The organism is Ligilactobacillus salivarius (assembly GCF_035231985.1).
GTDB classification, from domain to species: Bacteria; Bacillota; Bacilli; order Lactobacillales; family Lactobacillaceae; genus Ligilactobacillus; species Ligilactobacillus salivarius.
In genome coordinates, this window is the sequence record NZ_CP117983.1 from 729,442 (window position 1) to 754,527 (window position 25,086).

The 25,086-nt window shown below is 33.0% G+C and carries 22 protein-coding genes; 19 read left to right on the forward strand and 3 right to left on the reverse strand.

What is annotated here, in order from left to right; translation table 11 throughout:
* Positions 1–306 precede the first annotated feature (306 nt).
* From tuf to gndA, 4 genes are all read left to right on the forward strand, one after another.
* Positions 307–1,494: an elongation factor Tu gene (tuf, locus tag PTA89_RS03590; protein ID WP_003706071.1), complete on the forward strand. Its 1,188-nt coding sequence runs from the start codon at positions 307–309 to the stop codon at positions 1,492–1,494.
* Between the two features lie 199 nt (positions 1,495–1,693).
* Positions 1,694–3,004 (forward strand): trigger factor, encoded by a 1,311-nt coding sequence (tig, locus tag PTA89_RS03595; protein ID WP_201897169.1) that lies wholly within the window; start codon positions 1,694–1,696, stop codon positions 3,002–3,004.
* Positions 3,005–3,218: 214 nt separating this feature from the next.
* Positions 3,219–4,445, forward strand: a complete 1,227-nt coding sequence (clpX, locus tag PTA89_RS03600) for an ATP-dependent Clp protease ATP-binding subunit ClpX (RefSeq protein WP_003700010.1) — start codon at positions 3,219–3,221, stop codon at positions 4,443–4,445.
* 108 nt (positions 4,446–4,553) lie between these two features.
* Positions 4,554–5,975 (forward strand): NADP-dependent phosphogluconate dehydrogenase, encoded by a 1,422-nt coding sequence (gene gndA, locus PTA89_RS03605; RefSeq protein WP_003700011.1) that lies wholly within the window; start codon positions 4,554–4,556, stop codon positions 5,973–5,975.
* Between the two features lie 79 nt (positions 5,976–6,054).
* Here the strand turns inward: gndA and rnjA are convergent, their stop codons facing one another.
* Together rnjA and PTA89_RS03615 are read right to left on the reverse strand one after the other, a co-directional pair.
* A complete protein-coding gene (gene rnjA / locus PTA89_RS03610; RefSeq protein WP_003700012.1) occupies positions 6,055–7,731 on the reverse strand; it encodes a ribonuclease J1 in 1,677 nt (558 codons plus the stop codon).
* A gap of 4 nt (positions 7,732–7,735) precedes the next feature.
* Complete coding sequence (locus PTA89_RS03615) at positions 7,736–7,951, reverse strand: DNA-directed RNA polymerase subunit epsilon (RefSeq protein WP_003707954.1); 216 nt, start codon at positions 7,949–7,951, stop codon at positions 7,736–7,738.
* Positions 7,952–8,157: 206 nt separating this feature from the next.
* Here PTA89_RS03615 and PTA89_RS03620 point away from each other — a divergent pair, with 206 nt between their 5' ends.
* Positions 8,158–8,661 carry a hypothetical protein gene (locus tag PTA89_RS03620; RefSeq protein WP_003706076.1) on the forward strand — a complete coding sequence of 168 codons (504 nt, stop codon included), beginning with the start codon at positions 8,158–8,160 and terminating at the stop codon, positions 8,659–8,661.
* 105 nt (positions 8,662–8,766) lie between these two features.
* Here PTA89_RS03620 and def read toward each other — a convergent pair whose 3' ends face one another.
* Positions 8,767–9,327, reverse strand: a complete 561-nt coding sequence (def, locus tag PTA89_RS03625) for a peptide deformylase (RefSeq protein ID WP_081534059.1) — start codon at positions 9,325–9,327, stop codon at positions 8,767–8,769.
* 155 nt (positions 9,328–9,482) lie between these two features.
* On the opposite strand from def, the gene PTA89_RS03630 reads away from it, so the two are divergent.
* The 14 genes from PTA89_RS03630 to purC all read left to right on the forward strand — a co-directional run bounded on the left by PTA89_RS03630 (position 9,483) and on the right by purC (position 25,074).
* Entirely contained in the window at positions 9,483–10,367 is an 885-nt protein-coding gene (locus PTA89_RS03630; RefSeq protein ID WP_201897171.1) for a Rossmann-fold NAD(P)-binding domain-containing protein, read from the forward strand.
* Between the two features lie 10 nt (positions 10,368–10,377).
* Positions 10,378–10,653 carry a UPF0223 family protein gene (locus PTA89_RS03635; RefSeq protein WP_003706083.1) on the forward strand — a complete coding sequence of 92 codons (276 nt, stop codon included), beginning with the start codon at positions 10,378–10,380 and terminating at the stop codon, positions 10,651–10,653.
* 9 nt (positions 10,654–10,662) lie between these two features.
* The gene (locus PTA89_RS03640) at positions 10,663–11,442 is read left to right on the forward strand and encodes an inositol monophosphatase family protein (protein WP_081534064.1); all 780 of its coding nucleotides are present in this window, start codon (positions 10,663–10,665) and stop codon (positions 11,440–11,442) included.
* A 126-nt stretch (positions 11,443–11,568) separates the two neighbouring features.
* A complete protein-coding gene (gene typA / locus PTA89_RS03645; RefSeq protein ID WP_081534066.1) occupies positions 11,569–13,410 on the forward strand; it encodes a translational GTPase TypA in 1,842 nt (613 codons plus the stop codon).
* 404 nt (positions 13,411–13,814) lie between these two features.
* The gene (locus PTA89_RS03650; RefSeq protein ID WP_069469426.1) at positions 13,815–14,807 is read left to right on the forward strand and encodes a mannose/fructose/sorbose PTS transporter subunit IIB; all 993 of its coding nucleotides are present in this window, start codon (positions 13,815–13,817) and stop codon (positions 14,805–14,807) included.
* Positions 14,808–14,827: 20 nt separating this feature from the next.
* On the forward strand, positions 14,828–15,628 hold the full coding sequence (locus PTA89_RS03655; protein ID WP_003706091.1) for a PTS mannose/fructose/sorbose transporter subunit IIC: 801 nt from the start codon (positions 14,828–14,830) through the stop codon (positions 15,626–15,628).
* A gap of 20 nt (positions 15,629–15,648) precedes the next feature.
* The gene (locus PTA89_RS03660) at positions 15,649–16,569 is read left to right on the forward strand and encodes a PTS system mannose/fructose/sorbose family transporter subunit IID (RefSeq protein WP_003700025.1); all 921 of its coding nucleotides are present in this window, start codon (positions 15,649–15,651) and stop codon (positions 16,567–16,569) included.
* Between the two features lie 299 nt (positions 16,570–16,868).
* Positions 16,869–18,068 (forward strand): FtsW/RodA/SpoVE family cell cycle protein, encoded by a 1,200-nt coding sequence (locus PTA89_RS03665; RefSeq protein WP_113896139.1) that lies wholly within the window; start codon positions 16,869–16,871, stop codon positions 18,066–18,068.
* Between the two features lie 30 nt (positions 18,069–18,098).
* Positions 18,099–21,524 (forward strand): pyruvate carboxylase, encoded by a 3,426-nt coding sequence (locus tag PTA89_RS03670; protein WP_201897172.1) that lies wholly within the window; start codon positions 18,099–18,101, stop codon positions 21,522–21,524.
* 160 nt (positions 21,525–21,684) lie between these two features.
* Positions 21,685–21,963 (forward strand): YlbG family protein, encoded by a 279-nt coding sequence (locus tag PTA89_RS03675; RefSeq protein ID WP_003700030.1) that lies wholly within the window; start codon positions 21,685–21,687, stop codon positions 21,961–21,963.
* Between the two features lie 10 nt (positions 21,964–21,973).
* A complete protein-coding gene (rsmD, locus tag PTA89_RS03680; protein ID WP_069469423.1) occupies positions 21,974–22,534 on the forward strand; it encodes a 16S rRNA (guanine(966)-N(2))-methyltransferase RsmD in 561 nt (186 codons plus the stop codon).
* A 2-nt stretch (positions 22,535–22,536) separates the two neighbouring features.
* On the forward strand, positions 22,537–23,019 hold the full coding sequence (coaD, locus tag PTA89_RS03685) for a pantetheine-phosphate adenylyltransferase (RefSeq protein ID WP_003706099.1): 483 nt from the start codon (positions 22,537–22,539) through the stop codon (positions 23,017–23,019).
* Entirely contained in the window at positions 23,016–24,050 is a 1,035-nt protein-coding gene (locus tag PTA89_RS03690; RefSeq protein ID WP_087366205.1) for a SepM family pheromone-processing serine protease, read from the forward strand. The genes coaD and PTA89_RS03690 overlap by 4 nt, the downstream gene beginning before the upstream one ends.
* Positions 24,051–24,360: 310 nt before the next feature.
* A complete protein-coding gene (gene purC, locus PTA89_RS03695; RefSeq protein ID WP_201897173.1) occupies positions 24,361–25,074 on the forward strand; it encodes a phosphoribosylaminoimidazolesuccinocarboxamide synthase in 714 nt (237 codons plus the stop codon).
* Positions 25,075–25,086: the final 12 nt, after the last annotated feature.

The following is a 25,086-nucleotide window of genomic DNA, read 5'->3' on the forward strand; positions in this document are numbered from 1 at the left end:
AAGTATGCAAAAAGATTGCATATTTTATTGTGTGATGATAAACTCATAACGTTTGATAAGTATGACTGAAAGTTTTTTAGGAATAGTAATAATACTTATCGAATGCTGGAGTTTGTAACAATGAATTATTTTCAAAAAAATTATAATTTTTTTGTTTACAAAATCATTCTATATATATATAATATTTAGAGAATTCTTCTTTAATAGATATCACACTTGGTTTTCTTTTAGAGAAGTAGTATAATAAAAACAAAGGTTTATCGTATTATACGATATTTCTTGCAAATTTTTAGGAGGTTTTCTTTAATGGCTAAAGAACATTACGAAAGAACAAAACCCCATGTAAACATCGGTACAATCGGACACGTTGACCATGGGAAAACAACTTTAACAGCAGCAATTACAAAGGTTTTGGCTGAAAAAGGTTTGGCTGAAGCTTCTGACTACGCTTCTATCGACGCTGCTCCAGAAGAACGTGAACGTGGTATTACAATCAACACAGCTCACGTTGAATATGAAACAGAAAAGCGTCACTATGCACATATCGATGCTCCAGGACATGCTGACTACGTTAAGAACATGATCACTGGTGCTGCACAAATGGATGGTGCTATCTTAGTTGTTGCTGCTACTGATGGTCCTATGCCACAAACTCGTGAACACATCTTACTTGCTCGTCAAGTTGGTGTTGAATACATTGTTGTCTTCTTAAACAAGTGCGACTTGGTTGACGATGACGAATTACTTGACTTAGTTGAAATGGAAGTTCGTGATTTATTATCTGAATACGACTTCCCTGGTGACGATATTCCTGTTATTCGTGGTTCCGCTTTGAAGGCTCTTGAAGGCGACAAAGATGCTGAAGCACAAATCATGGAATTAATGGACACAGTTGACGAATACATTCCAACTCCACAACGCCCTACAGACAAGCCATTCTTAATGCCTGTTGAAGATGTATTTACAATCACAGGTCGTGGTACTGTTGCTTCTGGTCGTATCGATCGTGGTACAGTTAAAGTTGGTGACGAAGTTGAAATCGTTGGTTTGAAGGATGACATTGTTAAGACAACTGTTACTGGTGTTGAAATGTTCCGTAAGACACTTGACGAAGGTGAAGCTGGCGATAACATCGGTGCTTTACTTCGTGGTGTTGACCGTACACAAGTTGAACGTGGACAAGTTTTAGCTAAGCCAGGTTCAATCCAAACTCACAAGAAATTCAAAGGTGAAGTTTACGTATTGACAAAGGACGAAGGTGGTCGTCATACACCATTCTTCTCTAACTATCGTCCACAATTCTACTTCCACACAACAGACGTTACTGGTGTTATCGAATTACCAGAAGGTGTAGAAATGGTTATGCCTGGTGATAACGTAACATTTACAGTAGAATTGATTGCTCCAGTTGCTATTGAAAAAGGTCTTAAGTTCACAGTTCGTGAAGGTGGCCGTACAGTTGGTGCTGGTGTGGTTTCTGAAATCGACGACTAATAAGATTTCACGTAATGTTGACATTTTGTTAACTTTCAAGAAAGAGGGTTGGTTTTCCAACCTTCTTTTTTTATGTAAAAAGATGTATTTACTAACTTTTTTACACTCTAAACATTTACAATTTTGATTATCTACGTTAAAATTAATAGGTATGCAATTACTAAGTAATTATTAAAAATAATTATTCGGAGGGAATAAGATGTCTATAAAGTGGGAAAAGAAAGACGGAACAAACGAAGGTAAATTAACTTTTGAAATTGCTCCAGAAAAAATTAAAGAAGGCTTGAATTCTGCTTTCAATCGTGTAAAGAAATCTTTAAATGTACCTGGATTTAGAAAGGGTAAAGTTCCTCGCCAAATCTTCAACAAGATGTATGGTGAAGAAGCATTATATCAAGAAGCTTTAAATGATTTATTACCTGAAGCATATTCAAATGCTGTTAAAGAAGCAGATATCAATCCAGTTGATCAACCACAAATTGATGTTGAATCAATGGAATCAGATGCTGCATGGGTATTAACTGCAAAAGTTACTGTTGAACCTGAAGTTGAATTAGGTCAATATAAAGATTTAGAAGTTACAAAGCACCCAACACGTGTTTTGAAAGCTGATATTGAAAATGAATTGGATAGATTACAACAACAAGAAGCAGAATTAGTTCTTAAAGAAGATGAACCAGCAGAACAAGGTGACACTGTTGTTATTGATTTTGAAGGTAAGATCAATGGAGAAGCTTTTGATGGTGGAAAAGGTGAAAACCATTCTCTTGAATTAGGTTCTGGTCAATTTATTCCAGGTTTTGAAGATCAATTAGTAGGTCACAAAGCTGGTGAAGAAGTTGCTGTAACTGTAACATTCCCAGAAGATTATCAAGCAAAAGATCTAGCTGGTAAAGAAGCTGTTTTTGATACAAAGATTCATGAAGTAAAGACAAAAGAATTACCAGAACTAGATGATGAATTTGCAAAAGATGTTGATGAAGATGTTGCAACTCTTGAAGAATTAAAGGCAAAAATTAAAGATCGTTTGAAAGATCAAAAAGTTGCTGAAGCTAAAGCTGCAATTCAAGAAGAAGCACTTGATATTGCTGTAGAAAATGCAACAATTGGTGAAATTCCAGCTGTTATGATTGAGGACGACGTACATCGTCAAATGGATAACTTCTTAGCAGGTATGCAAAATCAAGGTATCAGTACTGATATGTATTACCAATTAACAGGTACATCAGCAGATGATTTGCACAAACAATTTGAAGAAGGTGCTGAAAAGCGCGTTAAAACAAATCTTGTTCTTGAAGCAATTGTTAAGGCTGAAAAGATTGAACCATCTGAAGATGAAATCAATGCTGAAATTAAGAGTTTAGCTGAACAATATCAAATGGATGAAGCAGCAGTTCGTTCTGCTTTATCTGATGACATGTTGAAGCATGATATTGCAGTTAGAAAAGTAGTTGATGAAATTGCTGATTCTGCAAAGCAAACTCGTGATGCTAAAAAGGATGAAGAATAATTAAGACTTCCTTAGTGATTTTCTGTAGGTGAAAGTATAACTTTTACAGAACTAATTAGTTATAGAAGTGCTGATGGATGAAAATCTATTAGCACTTTTTTTATTAATAAATTAAGATAAGTAGCTTTTAAGTCGTGTTAATGGCGTTTAGCACTATTGTTTGCTAAAATAAAGGCAGTCTTATGAAATAAAAAACACGTAGGGAGATTTTTAGATGTTTGAAAATGAAGATAATAAGACTCCTGCGACATGTTCTTTTTGTGGAAAAACAGAAGATCAAGTTAAAAGTATGATTTCTGGACCAGGAGTGTATATATGTAATGAATGTGTAGAATTAGCACAATCAATTATTGATACAGAAACAAAAGCAGAAGCACAAAAAGATTTTACTAATGTTCCTACTCCTCATGAAATTGTTGATACTTTAAATCAATACGTTGTTGGACAGGAAGAAGCTAAGAAAACATTAGCAGTTGCTGTATATAATCACTACAAACGTGTTAATGCTTCATTGTCAGATGATGATGGAACAGAATTACAAAAGAGTAATATTTGTCTTGTTGGACCAACAGGTTCTGGTAAAACATTCTTAGCTCAGAATTTAGCTAGAATTTTGAACGTACCATTTGCAATTGCAGATGCAACAACTTTAACAGAAGCAGGTTATGTTGGTGAAGACGTTGAAAATATTTTATTGAAACTTTTACAAAATGCTGATTATGATGTAGAAAGAGCTCAAAGAGGCATTATTTATATAGATGAAATTGATAAAATTGCTAAGAAATCTGAAAATGTATCAATTACGCGTGATGTTTCTGGTGAAGGTGTACAACAAGCGTTACTTAAGATTCTTGAAGGTACAATAGCTAATGTTCCTCCTCAAGGTGGCCGTAAGCACCCACAACAAGAGTTTATACAAATTGATACTACAAATATTCTATTTATTGTTGGTGGAGCTTTTGATGGTATTGAAACAATGGTAAAAAATCGTTTAGGAGACAAAACAATAGGTTTTGGTGTAGATTCTAAGCAGGAATATGATCCTGATAAGAGTTTAATGCAACAAATCATTCCTGAAGACCTATTAAAGTTTGGATTAATCCCTGAATTTATTGGTCGTTTGCCAATTCTTACAGCACTTGAAAAACTTACTGAAGAAGATTTAGTGAGAATTTTAACAGAACCTAAGAATGCATTAATTAAGCAATATCAAAAATTAGTATCGTTTGATGATGTATCATTAAAATTTGAAGATGATGCTGTTAAGGAAATTGCGCATTTAGCTATTGAAAGAAACACAGGTGCCAGAGGTTTGAGATCCATTGTTGAAGCTACTATGAGAGATATTATGTTTGACATTCCTAGCGAAGATAATATTAAAGAGGTAGTTATTACAAAAGATACTGTTGATGGTAAGAGTAAACCTGAAATAGTAAAATAAGCATTTTTATGTATATTTAATTAATTGCACCATGATATGATATTTGTTAGAATACTATTGTAATTTACATGTTGAAATTGTATATGATAATTTAGGAGGATATTTATTATGAGCAAACCACAAATTGGTGTTGTTGGTATGGCTGTTATGGGTAAAAACCTAGCCTTAAACATTGAAAGTCGTGGATACAGTGTTGCTATCTATAACAGAACAGGATCAAAAACTGAAAAGGTAGTTGCTGATCATCCTGATAAGAATTTAGTACCTAGTTATACGATTGAAGATTTTGTTAATTCTTTAGAAACACCTCGTCGAATTATTTTGATGGTTAAAGCGGGTGCTCCAACAGATGCAACAATTAAGTCATTATTGCCTCATTTAGATAAAGGTGATGTTTTAATTGATGGTGGAAATACATTCTTCCAAGAAACTATGCGTCGCAATGAAGAACTAGATAATTCTGGTATTAACTTTATCGGTATGGGTGTATCTGGGGGAGAAAAAGGTGCGTTAGAAGGACCTTCTTTAATGCCAGGTGGACAAAAAGAAGCATATGATTTAGTAGAACCAATTTTGAAGAAAATAGCTGCTAAGGCTGAAGATGGTGAAGCCTGTGTAACTTACGTTGGACCTAACGGAGCAGGTCACTATGTTAAGATGGTTCATAACGGTATTGAATACGGTGATATGGAACTTATTGCTGAAAGCTATAACTTGATGCGTAACTTACTAGGTTTATCAAATGATGAAATTTCTGACGTATTTAATGAATGGAAAGATGGCGAGCTGAAGAGTTATTTAATTGATATAACTGCCGATATTTTAACTCGTAAAGATGATTTGGGTACGGGTAAACCAATTGTAGATGTTATTTTAGATCGTGCTGGCAACAAGGGTACTGGTAAGTGGAGTTCTCAAAGTGCTTTAGAATTAGGAGTACCTCAATCATTAATTACAGAATCTGTATATGCTCGTTATATTTCAGCAATGAAAGATGAACGTGTGGCTGCTAGTCAAGTTTTACCTAATCCGGAATTTGATTTAGGTGACGTAAATAAGAAAGAATTAGTAGAAAAAATTCGTCGTGCATTATACTTTAGTAAGATTATGAGTTATGCTCAAGGTTTTGAACAATTAAGAGTAGCATCTGAAAATTATGACTGGAACCTAAATTATGGCGATATGGCTAAGATTTGGCGTGAAGGTTGCATTATTCGTGCTCAATTCTTACAAAAGATTACTGATGCATATGAAAAGAATCCTGAATTAAAGAATTTGATGTTAGATGATTACTTCAAGAAAATCGTTGAAGAATATCAAAATGATGTCCGTGATATTGCTGCTTTAGCAATTAAAGCAGGTGTTGCTTGCCCAGGATTTTCTAGTGCTATCACATATTATGATCAATATAGATCTGCACATCTTCCTGCAAATATTATTCAAGCACAACGTGACTACTTTGGGGCACATACTTATGAACGTACTGATCGTGAAGGTATTTACCATTACGAATGGTATCATGAAGAATAATTATTAAGATGTATAGTATAAAATAAACGGTATAAGGACTATTAACAATAGTTCTTATACCGTTTTTAATATATCTAAATTATATTGTAACAAGCATTGGTAAAATCATAGGATGTCTTTCTGTTTGTTCAAATAAAAATTCTTGCAGATCAGAGATAATAGTATTTTTAATTTGAGCTTCAGAAACTTTATCATTTTTAAGTTCTCTCTTAATAGAACGATAAAGATGACGACGACCTTGATTAATTAAATCGCCAGATTCACGCATGTAGATAAAACCTCGTGATAATAAATCTGGGCCGGCAATAATTTGGCGCTTTTGCATATCTATGGTTGCTACAACAACTACTAGACCTTCTTCTGAAAGTAAACGACGATCTCGAAGTACAACATTTCCAATATCTCCAACGCCAGAACCGTCAACATAGACATCACCAGCATTAAAGTGGCCTGCATATCTTGCTGAATCCTTTGTAAGTGCTAAAACATCTCCATTTTTTAGAATAAATGAATTTTCTTTAGGAACATCACACTTTTCAGCTAACTCAGTATGAATTTTTAACATTCTGTATTCACCATGGACAGGCATGAAGTACTTAGGTTTCATCAAGCGAAGCATAAGTTTTTGTTCTTCTTGACCACCATGTCCAGAGGCGTGAATATTATTAACTTTACCATGAATAACAGTAGCTCCAGCTTCTTCTAACTCATTAATAACTTTATTTACACTGGTAGTATTTCCTGGAATAGGAGAACTAGAGAATACTACAGTATCACCGGGTTGAATAGATACTTGACGGTGAGTACCATTAGCTATACGACTCAAAGCTGCCATAGGTTCTCCTTGAGATCCTGTACATAGAATCATAATTTTATTAGCGGGTAAACTACTTATTTCTCTAGCATCAACTAAAGCATCGTCAGGAATATCTAAATAACCAAGTTCTCTACCATTTACAATTGCAGCTTCCATACTACGTCCAAAAACAGCTATTTTACGACCACGAGCAATAGCTGCAGATGTAGCTTGCTGTACACGCGAAATGTTAGAGGCAAAAGTAGCAAATATTATACGGCCTTCGACTTTTTCAAATATACGACGAATAGAACGGCCAACCCAGCGTTCTGACTTAGTAAAGTTAGGAACTTCAGCATTAGTACTATCAGAAAGTAGGCAAAGCACACCTTCATCACCTAATTTTGCCATTTTCTGTAAATTAGGTGGCTGATTTGTAACAGGAGTAAGATCGAACTTATAATCTCCTGTACATACAATTGTTCCAGAAGGTGTTTTGACAGCCACACCTAAAGTATCAGGGATAGAATGTGTTGTTCTAAAAAAAGATACTGTCGTTTTTCTAAATTTTAGAATAGAGTCTTCATCTATTTCATGAAGTTCAGTTGTGCGAAGTAGTCCATGTTCTTCTAGTTTGCTTTTAATCAATGCAAGTGCAAGAGGGCCAGCATAGACAGGTACATTTATTTTTTGTAGTAAATAAGGAATACCGCCAATATGATCCTCATGTCCATGTGTGATAACTAAAGCTTTAATTTTTTGTTGATTTGCAATTAAATATGAGTAGTCAGGTATAACATAATCAATACCTAACAAATCATCTTCTGGAAATTTGATACCAGCATCCACTACGATGATTTCATCTTGAAATTGGATACCGTAAGTATTCTTTCCAATTTCTCCAAGACCACCGATTGCAAAAACAGCAGTCTCATTATTTTTAACATTTAGTTTTTTCATTTAACTAAAACTCCGTGAGTTTGAAGTTAACACTTTGTTTTTCATATTCAAGTGTAGCTTCGTCCAAAGCTTCAATAAATTCAACATTGTATTCTGGAAAATGTGTTTCAACAAGATGACGAGCTTCAACTTCGTCTTTAGCTTCAAAATACATAACATGAGTATTTTCACGCTTTGGATTAGATTTTTTTGATGGTTGATAATATACTTTAAAAGTCATTAAAACTTCTCCTTTAAAATGAATTTACACAATAGTGTATAACAAAAAATTATTTAACCGAACAAAGATTGCTTTACACAATAGTTAAGTACATTTTAGCATAACAAGCAAATTAAGTATAGAACTTAGACAAAACATATAAAAATTAGACAATAGACTGTGATATACTTAAAAATGAGGAAGCTTTGTAGAAAGAGGCTGATGATATGAAATTTTGGTTAGTTATATTAACTGCGATAGTTTTCATTGTAATTATTGTTGTTATACAGTATTACATAAAAAATAAGGAATTGAAAAGATTACAAGCAAGAAGTAGAAAGCTTACTGACGATGCTATGTATAAATCGATAAATGAGATAGATCTAGAATGGTTTAATCAGAATAATCACAAAAATATAAGAGATATAGCAGTAGTATCTGACGTTTGGGGAAAAGATGTGATGGTTTTTGAATATTCAGTAGAATTGATTCAGAATCAAAAATTTTCCAGTGAGAAACTAAATGCTTTGAAGGAATTACTAGAAAAGAAATTATTTGATTATGCAAAACAGAAAAAGATTCAAAATATAACTAATAAACCTCCATTTATAGTATCAGATATTTGGCAGTTAGAAAATATACTGCATATAGATGTAGCATATATAATGAATGAGGCAACGTATAAGTATTTAAATGATATTGAAAAGTTAGAGCCTGGTTTTAAGAAATAGTGGAGAATCATCAAGTAAAAAATAAAAGATCGGTAAAGATTAAGCTACTAAAATATTAATCTTTATCGATCTTTTGCTTGTATAAAATTATTTTTGAGATTTATTTTATTCTAAAATAATAGTACCTTCTGGAACGGTTAAAGGTTGTTCCTTATTAATATGATCATAGAATAAAATACCATTTAAGTGATCAATTTCATGTTGAACTACAATTGCAGGGTAGTCACGAAGTCTTTCAACATGCTTATTTCCTTCTAGGTCATACCAGCGAAGTTTAATACGATCGTGTCGAGGGACATATCCTGGAATATCACGATCAACTGAAAGGCAACCTTCACCTTCACCAAGTGCTGCTAATTGAACGGATTCACTTAAAATTGTAGGATTGATCAGAACATGTTTAAAAATTGGTTCGTCATCATCTTCAATACCTGGAACCAAAACAGCAGTCATTCTTTTAGAAACATCTACTTGAGGAGCTGCTAAACCAACACCCGCACGAAGATGATATTTTTTGGCAATTTCAGGATTTTGACTATTTTCGAGAAACTCCATCATATCATGTGCTAATTTTTTATCTTCTTCGCTTAATGGAAATTCGATAGCTTTTGCTCTGGCTCTTAGAGTTGGATTTCCATCACGAATAATGTTATCCATTGTAATCAACAGAAAAGACCTCCAATAATATGATTTAATACACTTATGATATCACAATTTTTCTGTAATAGCATATTAATAGTTTTAAGTCAAAAAAAGTTACTATATCTAATTATATGGTAGAATAGTAGTAATAAAATATAAAGAAAGGAGTAAAATGATTAATGCAGAAGATAGTATATTATGGATATAATGAAAGCGTACTGGACTTTCTGAAAATAGGCATAAATAATAATACTAAGTTATATTTTAATTGGCAAATTAATGATACTGATATTCAGGATGAAATAAATAATTTGGTAGAGTGTTCACGTCTGCTATCATCTAATTTTTATTTTTATATAAATGAAACTGTAAATTGGGATGAAATTGACATGATGCTACTTTCAATTGATGTGGATAGAGATAATTTTGCTCAAAAGAATAGTTGGATTCAAAAAGTGGTCACTGAAGCTGTAGCCAATGGATTTAATGGTATAGTTGTATTAGATAGTAATAAGGACTATTTATTGATTAATGAAATTTTAAAATACACAGGGCTTTCATCTAGACAAATGTTGGGATTAGGAACTTCTATAGAATCAGAAGTTGTAGCTAGAATGGTTGCAAAGAAATTAGGGATTAATAGTAATTATATTCAGACGAGTGTAATTGGAACTAGGGATAAGTCTTTTGTTTTGTGGAGTAAGGGTAGAGTTGCTGAAGCATCACTTATGAGTTTAATAGTGCAAGGAAAAAATATGTTTAGTGTAAAAAATATGCAAGAAATATCTAGAGAGTATAAAGAGTTAGCTGAAAAGACTCGGAAGTTAGTTTTTTCTTCTGTATTGAATAAGATATTAATGGCGATGGATACTTCCGAACAGTTTATAATAACTCTGGTTCATAGTAGGAATGAAGAGATTGAAAGTTATAGTTCACCTGTATTAGTTGGAAAGATGGGAGTTATAGAATTAATAAAAGTAAATTATACAGAAGATGAGCAAGAGACTTTAAACGAGATAAAAAAAGCTATTAATGATGAGTTAGATAGATATAAATTAAGATGAGGTTTAACAAATGGTAAAAGAAAATTACAGTTATCCGTTACTACCTGATTGGAGTACGGAGGAGATTATAATTGCTTGTGAATTTTATGCAGAAGTTGAAAAATATAATACTAATGGGGTGAATAGGGAGGAATTCCTGGATAAATATCAAGATTTTTTGAAAGTAGCCCCATCTAAAATGCTTCAAAAAAGGCTAGATAGAGAATATGAAAAACTTTCGGGTTATAGTATTTATCAATCAGTAAAGAAAGTTAAAGAAAACGAGAAAAAATTTGTAAAAGGATAGTGGAATTTTATGAGAGATTTTCAAGGCATTGATGCTAACGTTAAAGATTGGCTAAGAAAAGCTCGGGAAATAATATTAGATAGTTTCAATTTAAGCTTGGATGTTGAAACGAAAAGTGGACCGACAGATTTAGTGACGAATGTTGATAAAGAGGTTGAGAGATTTTATATTCAACAAATACAAAATGCATACCCAGAAGCTAAGATTTTAGGAGAGGAAACTTCAAAAATACATCCGCTTACAAATATGGAAGGGCTAGTTTTTATTTTAGATCCAATTGATGGTACGATGAATTTTGTTAAGCAAAAACGTAATTTTGCAAGTATGATTGCTGTATATTATAATAATCGTCCGCTTTTAGGATATATATATGACATTATAAGGGATGAACTATATTGGGGTGGACCGGTATATGATGCCGTTTATTGCAACGATTATCAGCTTGCAATTCCAACAGATAGTATTTTAAGTGAAGGTTTAGTACAACTTTGCAGACCTTTTGTCATGAATGATAGCTATGGTTTTAGAAGAGTAGTAGATGCTAGTGCTGGTTTAAGAATGTACGGTTGTGCTGGTCTAGAATTTATTAATGTTTTAACAGGAAGATGTATTTGTTATGCTTCAACATTACGCCCATGGGATTTGGCTGCTGGAAAAATTTTAGCTGAAACATTAGATTTAGTTGTTGAAACAATTGACGTAAAAGAAACTAATATGTTATCATCAAAAGTTGTATTAGTAGCTACAAAGAATGCTGAAAAAGACATTACAAAACTCATTTCTATATAGATAAGAGTAAGTCTGTGGTTGAACCACAGCATTTTTAATATAAGTAAATGAAAGTAGAGTAATTTGTTTTCATGAATTAATGAAAGCTTTTTGTGCTAAAAAATTTTTTGAAGGGAAGAAATAGCTTTGAAAAGACGTGAAGATATTCGTAACGTTGCAATTATTGCCCACGTTGACCACGGTAAAACAACCTTAGTTAACGAATTACTTAAGCAATCAGATACATTAGATGAACATACTGACATTGGTGATCGTGCTTTGGATTCCAATGATCTTGAAAAGGAACGTGGTATTACAATTCTTTCCAAGAATACAGCTGTTAAGTATGGGGATAAACAAATTAATATTTTAGATACACCTGGACACGCTGACTTCGGTGGAGAAGTTGAACGTATCATGAAAATGGTTGATGGTGTACTTTTAATTGTCGATGCATTTGAAGGTACTATGCCACAAACTCGTTTTGTATTGAAGAAAGCTCTTGAACAACATTTAACACCAATTGTTATTATTAATAAAATTGACCGTCCAGGTGCTCGTCCAGAAGAAGTAGTAGACGAAGTATTGGATTTATTCATTGAATTAGGAGCAGATGAAGATCAATTAGATTTCCCAGTTATCTACGCTTCTGCAATGAATGGTACAACTTCTCTTGATTCTGATCCTGAGACACAAGAACATACAATGAATCCAATTTTTGATACAATTATCAATACAATTCCTGCTCCTGTTGATAACTCAGATGAACCACTTCAATTCCAAGTGGCAATGCTTGATTATAACGAATTTGTTGGTCGTGTAGGTATTGGTCGTGTATTCCGTGGAAAGATCAAAGTTGGTGATCAAGTAACAGTTATGAAACTTGATGGTTCTCAAAAGAACTTCCGTGTAACCAAGTTATTTGGTTTCTTTGGTTTGAAACGTTTGGAAATTCAAGAAGCTAAAGCCGGCGATTTAATTGCAGTTTCTGGTATGGAAGATATTTTCGTTGGTGAAACTGTATGTCCTGTTGATCATCCAGAAGCACTACCATTGCTTCGTATAGATCCTCCTACATTACAAATGACATTTATGACTAACACCTCTCCATTTGTTGGACGTGAAGGTGATAATGTTACTGCACGTAAGCTAGAAGATAGATTGAAAGTTCAACTTCATACTGATGTTTCATTAAAAGTTGAAGATACAGAATCTCCAGATGCTTGGACTGTATCAGGTCGTGGGGAATTACATTTATCTATCTTAATTGAAACATTGCGTCGTGAAGGATTCGAATTAGCTGTATCTCGTCCTAAAGTAATCTATCGAGAAATTGATGGTAAGCTTTCTGAACCATTTGAAAGTGTTGTTATCGATACACCTGATGAATATTCTGGTGCGGTTATTGATTCTATGGCTCAACGTAAAGGTGAAATGTTGAACATGGAAACTGGTAATAATGGTCAAACACGTTTAGAATTCTCTACACCAACACGTGGTTTGATTGGATACGATTCACAATTCCTATCAATGACTCGTGGATACGGTATCTTAAACCATACATTCTCTGAATATAAACCAGTTATTAGAGGATGGGAACCAGGTCGTCGTAACGGAGCATTAGTATCAATTAATCAAGGAAAAACTACAACATATGCAATTATGGGTGTTGAAGGTCGTGGAACTATTTTTGTAGATCCAGGTACAGAAGTTTATGAAGGTATGATTATAGGTCAATCTTCACGTGAACGTGATATTTCTGTTAACGTTACAAAGGGTAAGAACATGACTAACGTTCGTTCTGCTACAAAAGACCAAACAGCAACAATTAAGAAACCAACACATTTGACATTGGAAGAATCTCTAGAATTCTTGAATGAGGATGAACTTCTAGAAATTACACCAGAATCCATACGTTTACGTAAACGTATTTTGGAAACAAATGCGCGTGAAAAGGCTGCTAAAAAAGCTAAGAAAGTAACTGAATAATACGGAAAAAAGCTCGTAAGTATTTACGGGCTTTTTCTTATTTATACGGATATAAAATTATAATAATATAAGTAACTATAATGTATAGAAGTAAAGTATTAGATCGGTGAAATATTTGATATACAATGTATCTATGCAACATAAAACGTTTTCTCGATTGGGGCGTACCAATCATATATTTAAGTTAAGAAACAATTAGAAACTAAGTTTTTTTGATTATTTTTAATTATTTTTAAAGAAATTGATGACAATAATCACATTTCATGATATTATAGTAAGTGTTTTCAAGGGAACAACATTTTCAACATGAGCACTTATAATGTTTTTATTTTTTTGTTATTGAATGAAAAGGCTTTATAAATTTGAAAATGTAGTTTCAATTTATTTTATAGGAGGTAAGACAAATGGTAGGGATTATCCTAGCTAGTCATGGTGGCTTTGCCGATGGTATTTATCAATCTGGTGAAATGATTTTTGGCAAGCAAGAAAACGTAGCACATGTTATTTTAAAACCTGATGAAGGTCCAGATGATGTACGTGCTAAGATGGAAAAGGCTATTGAATCTTTTGATAGTCAAGATGAAGTCCTTTTCTTAGTGGATCTTTGGGGAGGAACTCCTTTCAATCAAGCAAATAACTTGGTTGAGCAACACAAAGATAAATGGGCAATCGTTGCAGGTATGAACTTGCCGATGGTTATTGAAGCTTATGCATCACGTTTCTCTATGGAATCTGCACATGAAATTGCTGCTCATATTATTGAAACAGCAAAAGATGGTGTCAAAGTAATGCCAGAATCATTACAACCTAAGGAAGCACCTAAACAAGCAGCAGATTCTGGTCAACCAACTGGAGCTATTCCTAAAGGTACTGTTATCGGTGATGGTAAAATCAAATATGTTTTAGCACGTATTGATACACGTTTGCTTCATGGACAAGTTGCTACAGGATGGACTAAAGCAATGAATCCAAATCGTATCATTGTTGTATCTGATAGTGTTGCTAAAGATAAGTTACGTAAGAACATGATTGCTCAAGCTGCTCCAAGTGGTGTACATGCTAATACCGTTCCAATCAAGAAGATGATTGAAGTAGCTAAAGATCCTCGTTTTGGTAACACAAAGGCAATGCTTTTATTTGAAACACCTCAAGATGCTCTTGAAGCAATTAAGGGTGGCGTTGATATCAAAGAAATCAACGTTGGTTCAATGGCTTATAGCGATGGTAAAGTTAACGTTAACCAAGTTCTTGCTATGGATCAAAAGGATATTGATACATTTAATGAACTCAAAAAATTGGGTGTAAAATTTGATGTCCGCAAAGTTCCTTCTAGTTCTCCAGAAAATATGGATAACTTATTAAAGAAGGCACAAGACCTTGTAAATCAAGGTAATTAAAATTAAGGAGGAAATATCTCATGTCTGCTATTTCAATGATTTTAGTTGTTATTGTAGCGTTCTTTGCAGGTTTGGAAGGTATTTTGGATCAATTCCAATTCCATCAACCATTAATTGCATGTACATTAATTGGTTTAGTTACAGGTAATTTAACTGCCGGAATTATGTTAGGCGGATCTTTGCAAATGATCGCTTTAGGTTGGGCTAACATTGGGGCTGCTGTTGCTCCTGATGCTGCTTTGGCTGCTGTTGCATCTGCTATTATTTTGGTTAAAGGTGGTCAAGGTACAGCAGGAATCAGTACAGCTATTGCTGTTGCTATTCCTTTAGCTGTTGCTGGTCTATTCTTAACAATGATTGTTCGTACAATTTCTGTTGCTATTATTCACATTATGGATAAAGAAGCTGAAAAAGGTAGCTTCCGCGGTATTGAAGTTTGGCAATTTATCGCCTTACTATTACAAGGTTTACGTATTGCATTACCAGCTGCATTCTTATTAGTTATTCCAACAAGCGTTGTACGTTCATTCCTAGAATCAATGCCAGCTTGGTTAACAGATGGTATGGCAATCGGTGGTGGTATGGTTGTTGCCGTAGGTTATGCTATGGTTATCAATATGATGGCTTCTCGTGAAGTATGGCCATTCTTCATCATTGGTTTTGTTATTGCTGCAATTTCTCAATTAACATTAATTGCTATTGGTGCTTTAGGTATTGCTTTTGCTTTAATCTATTTAGAATTAGAATCTAAGGGCGGTTCAGGTAATGGTGGTTCAAGCAATACTGGAGATCCACTTGGCGATATTTTAGATGACTACTAAGATGAAGGAGGAAGAGTATAATGGCTGAAAAGAAAGTTACATTAAGTAAAAAAGATCGTATGGCTGTTTGTTGGCGTTCAACATTCCTTCAAGGATCATGGAACTACGAACGTATGCAAAATGGTGGCTGGGCTTACTCTATGATTCCAGCTTTAAAGAAATTATACACTACTAAAGAAGATCGTGCTGCAGCTTTAAAGCGTCACTTGGAATTCTTTAATACTCATCCATATTTAGCAGCTCCTATTTTAGGTGTTACATTAGCTCTTGAAGAAGATCGTGCTAATGGTGCTCCAGTTGATGATGTTGCTATTAACGGTGTTAAAGTTGGTATGATGGGACCGTTGGCTGGTGTTGGTGATCCAGTATTCTGGTTTACAGCTCGTCCTATTATTGGTGCATTAGGTGCTTCCTTAGCTATTTCAGGAAACATTGTTGGACCTATCTTATTCTTCGTACTTTGGAATGTTCTACGTATTGCATTCTTATGGTATACACAAGAATTTGGTTACCGTGCAGGTTCTAAGATCACAGACGATCTTTCTGGTGGATTATTGCAAAAAGTTACTCGTGGTGCTGCCATGATGGGTATGTTTGTTCTAGGTGCTTTAATTGAACGTTGGGTAAGTATTAAATTTACACCAGTTGTTTCAAAGACTCCTGTGCAAAAAGGTGGTTACATTGACTGGGATCACATTCCTAGTGGTGCTAAAGGAATCAAGGAAGTTCTAACTCAATGGAATATGGGTAAGGGCATGTCCTTAGATAAGATTAAAGTTACAACATTGCAAGATAACTTGGATCAATTAATTCCTGGTTTAGCAGCTTTACTTCTAACATTCTTATGTATGTGGTTATTGAAGAAGAAAGTTTCTCCAATTGTTATCATCTTGGGGATTTTCATTGTAGGTATTATTGCACACGTTATTGGTTTAATGTAATTTCATAATTAATTTAAGGAAGATAGGTTTTATAGCCTATCTTTTTTTGTAGTTTATTTTTTGATTATCTTTATATTAATGCTGATAAAAGCGAAAATATATGCTAACATAATAGTGTTAAGTCATTTAAATACGAAAAAATAAAGACTTATATGATAAAAATATCGTTAACTTGCGAATTATCTAATTCTTTATACTTTTCTTATAGAAATCATTTTATTGCATAGTATTACGTTATGTTATAATAAATTTAAGGGTAAAGGAGGAATTTAAATCGTTAAGGATTTGAAGAATTGATAATGAAGAATAAGTTAAAAGAAAAGTTAAAATATTTCGACTATGGATTATTTATACCGTATTTAATTTTATGTCTTATTGGCATTGTAATGGTTTACTCTGCTAGTGCGATTAACCTTACTTATGTCGGAGTCAAAGCAACTTCTTATCTCTTTAAGCAAATAATTTTTGTTGGAATAGGGATTACATTAACTTTAATTTTTAGTCATATGAATCCAAAATTTTGGGTTAGTAAAAATGTTCTAAGATTTGGATATTGGACTGTAATAATTCTCCTGATGATGGCTAAATTTTTATTTGGTGCTATTAATGGTGCTAACGGTTGGATTACATTAGGTTCATTTAGTATTCAGCCAGCAGAGATAGCTAAGCTTTACTTGGTAGTTGCGATTTCTAAAGCTTTTTCAAAAAGAGAAGCTGATATTTATTTAGGAAAACATAAACGTACGACTACGCGAAAAAATTTGGCAGTAAATATCTTACCAATTTTGGCCTTGATCGCAATTGAACCTGATACTGGTGGCGCTACAATTTGTGCTGCAATTTGTTTAGTTCTTATTTTGGCCAATTCTAAAAATTGGAGAGCAAGCATAGGAATTTTGGGAGTAGCAATTTCAATAATAGCATTTACAGTTATGGTTATCCATGCAATTAACCCATTTAAGGGAAGTAAAGTTGAGTATATGTATAAGCGTTTTGAGGGTTATTTTGATCCATTTACATATGCAACTACAAGTGGTAAACAGTTAGTTAATTCTTTTTACGCTATCAGTAACGGAGGATTGTTTGGAGTAGGACTGGGAAATAGTATTCAAAAAAGAGGATATTTACCAGAACCCTATACAGATTTTATATTGGCAATCATTGCAGAAGAACTAGGATTTATAGGAGTTTTAGTGGTCTTAGGGTTACTATTTTTTATAATTTTAAGAATAATTTTGATTGGTATAAGATCCAATAATACTTTCAATACCTTAGTTTGTTACGGAGTAGCAACATTTTTTACAGTAGAATCAATATTTAATATTGGCGCTGTTAATGGACTACTACCTATTACAGGTGTTACATTGCCTTTTATTTCTTATGGTGGTTCAAGTATGGTGGTATTGTCTATGGCTTTAGGAATGGTAATGAACATTTCAGCAAATGAGAAGAGACATACAGCAAGAAATATGTTTTTAAATATGGAGTTGAAGAAATAGTTTAAGTTTTCGGAATAGGAGTGAAGACGAGTGGAAAAAGTATTAATTGCTAATCGTGGCGAAATTGCGATTCGTATTATTAGAGCATGTCATGAACTAGGATTAAAAACAGTAGCTATTTATGCCAAAGAAGATGAATATGGTGTTCATCGTTTTAAAGCTGATGAAGCTTACTTAGTAGGTAGTGGTAAAAAGCCTATTGAAGCTTATCTAGATATCAATGACATAATTCGAATAGCTAAGATGACAAATGCTGATGCAATTCATCCAGGTTATGGATTTTTAGCTGAAAATGAAGAATTTGCTCAAAAATGTGAAGAAAATGGAATTACATTTATTGGACCATCAGTGGAACATCTACGTATTTTTGGTGATAAAGTAGAAGCTCGTAATGTTGCTAATTCTGCTGGTTTACATACTATTCCGGGAACGAATGATCCAGTAAAATCACTTAAAGATGTTGAAAAGTTTGCAGATAAACACGGTTATCCTATTATGATTAAAGCAGCAATGGGTGGCGGTGGCCGTGGTATGAGAATTGTTAAACGTAAAGAAGAATTACGCGAGGCATATGAACGTGCTAGAAGTGAAGCTAACCAATCATTTGGTGATGATGAACTTTATGTTGAAAAAATGATTGTTAACCCTAAACATATAGAAGTTCAAGTTTTAGCAGATAAACATGGAAATGTAATGCATCTTTTTGAAAGAGACTGTTCTGTACAACGTCGTAATCAAAAGGTTATAGAATTTGCCCCAAGCATAACTTTATCACAAGAACGTCGCAAAGAAATTTGTGAAGCTGCAGTTAATTTGGCGAAATCTGTAAACTACTATAATGCTGGAACAGTAGAATTTTTAGTAACTGAAGATGATTTTTACTTTGTTGAAGTAAATCCACGTGTTCAAGTAGAGCATACTGTTACAGAAATGATCACAGGTGTTGATATTGTACAATCACAAATTCAAATTGCTGAAGGTAAAGATTTGTATAATGATTTAGAATTACCAAAGCAAGAGGAGTTAACAAGCCAAGGTATAGCAATCCAATGTCGTATTACAACTGAAGATCCAGAAAATAACTTTATGCCAGATACAGGTAAATTGGAAACATATCGTTCACCAGGTGGTTTTGGTGTTCGCCTAGATGGTGGTAATGTATATGCTGGAGCAGTAATAACACCTTTTTATGATTCTTTATTAGTTAAGGCTTGTGTTCAAGCACGAAACTTTAAAGAAGCTATTAAGCGTATGAACAGAGTGCTTAATGAATTTAGAATTAGAGGTGTTAAAACAAATATTAAATTCATGCGTAACGTGTTGAACCATCCTGTTTTCGTTGCAGGCGATGCACGCACTACATTTATTGATAACACACCAGAGTTATTCGAATTTAATCGTAGCAGTAACAATAATAACCAATTATTGAAGTATATTGGTGATGTTACTGTTAACGGATTCCCAGGCACAAAGCATCATCGTAAAGTATTTGTCCCTGATATTAAATTGGATAAGGATTTTGTATCTGAAAGTAAAGTAGAAAATGCAAAATCAGTATTTGATAATGGTGGAGTTGACGCTTTAGCAAATTGGGTAAATAAACAAGAAAGGGTATTAATAACAGATACAACAATGAGAGATGCCCACCAAAGTTTATTTGCAACTAGAATGCGTACTAAAGATATGCTTCCAGTAATTGAAAAATATGATACAGCTTTACCTCATGTATTTTCTGCTGAGGTTTGGGGTGGAGCTACTTTTGACGTAGCGTATCGTTTCTTAAATGAAAGTCCATGGGATAGATTAGATATTATTCGTGAGAAAATGCCTAATACTTTGCTACAAATGCTATTGAGAGGTTCTAATGCTGTAGGATATAAGAATTATCCTGACAATGTATTGAGAGAATTTGTCAATGAAAGTGCAAAACATGGAGTTGATGTATTTAGAATTTTCGATAGTCTTAACTGGACAGATCAAATGGAAAAGAGTATAGAGTTTGTTCGTGATGCTGGAAAGATAGCAGAGGGGACAATGTGTTATACTGGAGATATTTTAACTCCTGAGAATAATAAGTATAGTTTAGACTACTATGTCAACTTAGCTAAGGAATTAGAAACAATGGGTTCGCATATTATTGGTATTAAAGATATGGCAGGACTTCTAAAACCAAATGCTGCTTATGAATTAATTAGTACATTGAAAGAACAAGTTAATGTGCCAATACATTTACATACACACGATACAACAGGTAATGGTGTGGCAACATATGTACAAGCAGTTCGCGGTGGAGTTGATATTATTGATGTTGCAACTAGTTCACTTTCTGGTACAACAAGTCAACCAAGTATGAGTAGTTTGTATTACGCATTAGAAGGGAATGCTCGTCAGCCAGAACTAAATATTGATAATGTTGAAACATTGAATCGTTATTGGAGTGGAATTAAGCCATTCTATCAAGATTTTATGAATGGAACTACATCTCCACAAACGGATATCTATCAAACAGAAATGCCGGGTGGACAATATTCTAATTTACAACAACAAGCAAAGGCAGTAGGTATTGATGATTTTGAACAAGTTAAGTCAATGTACAGAACTGTTAATAAGTTATTAGGTGATATTATTAAAGTTACTCCAAGTTCAAAAGTTGTGGGTGATTTTGCGATCTTTATGATTCAAAATAATTTAGATGAAAAGTCAATCTTTGAAAGAGGTAAAACTTTAGATTTCCCTAAATCAGTTGTAGATTTCTTTGCAGGCGATTTGGGTCAACCAGTTGGTGGATTTCCTAAGAAACTACAAGAACTTGTACTTAAAGGTAAGAAGCCAATCACAGTGCGACCAGGTAGTTTAGCTAAGCCAGTTGACTTTGATGAAGTAGCTGATGAATTAAAAGATAAGATTAAACGTAACCCTACAAAGGAAGAAGTTCTAAGTTATATCCTATATCCAGAAGTCTTCATAGATTATATTAACAACGTAAAACGTTTTGGTTCTATGCATGATTTAGATACAATTACTTTCTATCAAGGAATGCGTGAAGGAGAAACAATTCATGTTGACTTTAAACCAGGACGTAGTATTATAATTCGTCTAGATTCTGTTTCAGAAGCTGATGAGGAAGGAAATCGTAGCTTATTCTTCTCATTAAATGGTCAAAATATTCAAATTATTGTTCATGATAAGAGTAAGGAAGCTAAGATTAAGAAGATTCCTAAAGCAGAGCCAACTAATGAAAGTCATATAGGTGCAACTTTAAGTGGATCAGTACTAGAAGTATTAGTACAAAAGGGTCAAGAAGTTAAGAAGGGTGAAGCATTAATTGTTACTGAGGCTATGAAGATGGAAACAACAATTAAGGCTCCATTTGATGGAAAAGTTAGTCATGTATATGTTAAAAATGGCGATGTTCTTGAAAGTCAAGATTTATTATTGGAATTGGACAAAAACTAATAATCATTTTAGGAGTGGGAAGAAGTTTCTTCTCACTTTTTTTATTTCACATGGAATTAAAAGATTTTTTCACTGAATTTTTAGCATATATCAAGTATAATTTGATATGATTGTATTAATAACCTGAAAACTTTTATTTTAAAGTGAGGTGTGTAAAATAATGGAATTTAAAAGAGTAGAACGCCAGGGAGTAATTGTTTATTTGAAACATTTAAAACAAAGTAAACAATTACGGAAATTTGGAACTATTCACTATGTATCTCGAAAGATGAAATATGTTTTAATTTATATGAACGCTGAGGATGTTAATGAAGCTTTGCATAAACTAAAAAGCATGAAATTTGTATCGAAGGTTGAAATTTCACCTCGTAAAGAAATTGATAAGGATTTAGAACAAGTTAGAGGTACAGCAAGAGAAAATTTAGAAGATTTTGATTGAGGTAATTAGAATGAGAATTGTAGCAGGTGAATATGGTGGACGACGTCTAAAGGCAGTTCCAGGAATGAAAACTCGTCCAACTACAGATAAAGTTAAAGAAGCAATGTTTAATATTATTGGTCCATATTTTGAAGGTGGAAAGTCGTTAGATCTATTTTCTGGAAGTGGCGGATTAAGTATTGAGGGGGTTTCTCGTGGTATTGAAGAAGCAACCCTTATAGATAGACAATATCAAGCAATAAAAACTATTAAAGAAAATATAGCAGTAACAAAGCATCCAGAAAAATTTAAAATTATAAAGGGGGATGCTAATAAAATAATTCATGTGCTAGCTAAAAAACAATTGAGTTATGATTTAGTTTATTTTGATCCACCTTATAAGGAACAAAAAATAGTAGAAATGATGTTAAAATTAGCAGAATTATCTTTACTTAATAAAAATGCGATTATTGTGTGTGAGACAGATCAGGAAGCTAATTTACCAGATGAAATATTAGGATTTAAGTGGATAAAAAAAGCAGATTATGGGATTACACAACTAAATATCTATGAGTTTGAAGGCGGTGAATAATAATGAAAGTTATTTTTCCAGGAAGTTTTGATCCTATTACAAATGGTCATATGGATTTAATTAGTCGTGCAAGTAAGTTATTTGATCAAGTTGTAGTAGTTATTTCCAATAATACTAGTAAACACTCATTATTTACTCCCAAAGAAAAATATCATCTTGTCACTGAAGCATTATCAAAATTTAGTAATGTATCAGTTGAGCTTATTCAAACTGACTTAACTATCAATGTAGTAAAAAAATTTAATGCGGATGCGATTATTCGTGGAATTAGAAATACAAGAGATTTCACGTATGAACAAGAAATAGCATTAATGAATAAAAAGTTAGATAGTGATATTGAAACAATTACTTTATTTTCAAATCCAGAAGTAAGTTTTATTTCTTCAACCTTAGTTAGAGAAATTTCACAGTTTAATTTAGACAAATTGGTTGGGACGGTGCCAGATAATGTTATTGAGGCATTAAGAAAGAAGGTTAAGAATTGAAAAAAGTAAATAAATACATTGTTACTTTAACTATATTGGTAATAGTAGCTATTTTAATGTTTTTACCAATTCCCATTTACTTAGAGCAGCCAGGTGCAGCTGAAAGTATTAATCAATATGTAACGGTTAATGGTAAGACTAATAAGCAAAAAGGTGATTTCATGCTAGTTTATGTTGCTGTTCAAAAAGCAACACCACTAACATACTTATGGAGTTTTTCGCAAAAACATATTGATAGAGTATCAGCTGAAGAAATGACAGGTGGCAGTTCAGATGCAGAATTTGATAGAATTCAAGAATATTATATGCAAGATGCAGTGAACTCTGCCAAATATGTAGCTTTGAAACATGCAGGGAAAGAAGTTAGCCAAAAATATATTGGAATATATGTTATGTCTGTCTTAGATAAATCTGATTTTAAGAATAAAATTCAAGTTGGCGATACAATAACAAACGTTAATGGAAAACATTATAGTAATGCCACAGGATATCAAAATGCTTTAGCAAAAATTAAAGCCGGAGAAAAAGTAACTATTACTTATCAACGTGATGGAAAGAATCATAAGGCTATTGGTAAGACAATGAAATTACCACAAACTAAGAGAACAGGTATAGGGATAACACTGGCTAACCGTTCGAAAGTAAAAACCAATGAAAAGATATCCGCTAATATGGAAGGGATAGGAGGACCATCTGCAGGTTTAATGTTGTCTTTACAAATGTATTCGCAATTGTCGAAAAAAGACTTATTAAAAGGTAGAGATGTTGCAGGTACAGGTACTATTGATGCAGATGGAAAAGTTGGAGATATTGGTGGAATTGACAAGAAGGTTATCTCCGCTTCTAAAGCACATGCTAAAATATTCTTTGCTCCTGATAATCCTGTAAGTAAAGTGGTTAAGAAGTATGATCCGAATGCTAAATCAAATTATGAAGAAGCAGTTGAGACTGCAAAAGAAATTCATACAAAAATGAAAATTGTTCCAGTAAGATCATTTAATGATGCAGTTAATTATTTGGAAAATAATTAGTATAAATGGCGTTATAAAGATTGAAGAAATCTTTATAACGCCATTTTTTGCGAACTATCATATTATATATGTTTGTTAATTAAAAACGTATTATAAGCCTTTATATAAACTTGATTATACGTAATATATAAAAGATAGAGTTTATGTAATAGACTTAATCATTACCTTTTTTGTTAAAAATGAAATCGTTTTTTAAAAATAAAGTGCATTTTATTTGTTGCATTATTCGTGTTTAATTGATAATATATGGTTTGTAAGGTTTATAAAATATATTTTTTATTTAAAAGACGAACAATAAGGAGATAGAATAATGTCTGAACTGTTATATGAAGGTAAAGCTAAGCAAATGTGGAGTACAGAAGATGAAAATGTATTAAGAGTAGTGTATATGGACCAGGCTACTGCACTCAATGGTAAGAAAAAGGATGTCATTAAAGGTAAGGGTCATGTTAACAATCAAATTTCAAGTTTAATCTTTGAATATTTGATAAAGAATGACATTCCTACACATTTTATAAAGAAGATTTCTGAGAACGAAGAATTAGTAAAAAAAGTTAAAATCTTCCCACTTGAGATAGTTACACGAAATGTTTCGGCAGGACATTTTTCAACTAGATATGGAGTAGAAGAAGGAAAGAAATTCAATAAACCTGTAGAAGAAATGTACTTCAAGAGTGATGAATTAGATGATCCATTCATTAACGAGTCACAGGCATTAGCATTAGAAATTGCTACTAAGGAAGATTTAAATAGAATCTGGGATTTATCTAGAAAAGTAAATGCATTATTGACAGATTTATTTAAACAAGCAGGGATGAAATTAGTTGATTTTAAACTCGAATTTGGAAATTTAGCAGATGGTACATTAGTTTTAGCTGATGAATTTTCTCCAGATAATTGTCGTTTATGGGATTTAGAGGATAATCGTCATTTAGATAAAGATGTCTATCGTAGAGATATTGGTGACTTAACACCTGTATATGAAGAAGTATTAAATCGTTTGAAGAAAGTGCTAAACAAATAATAGGAGGAACAC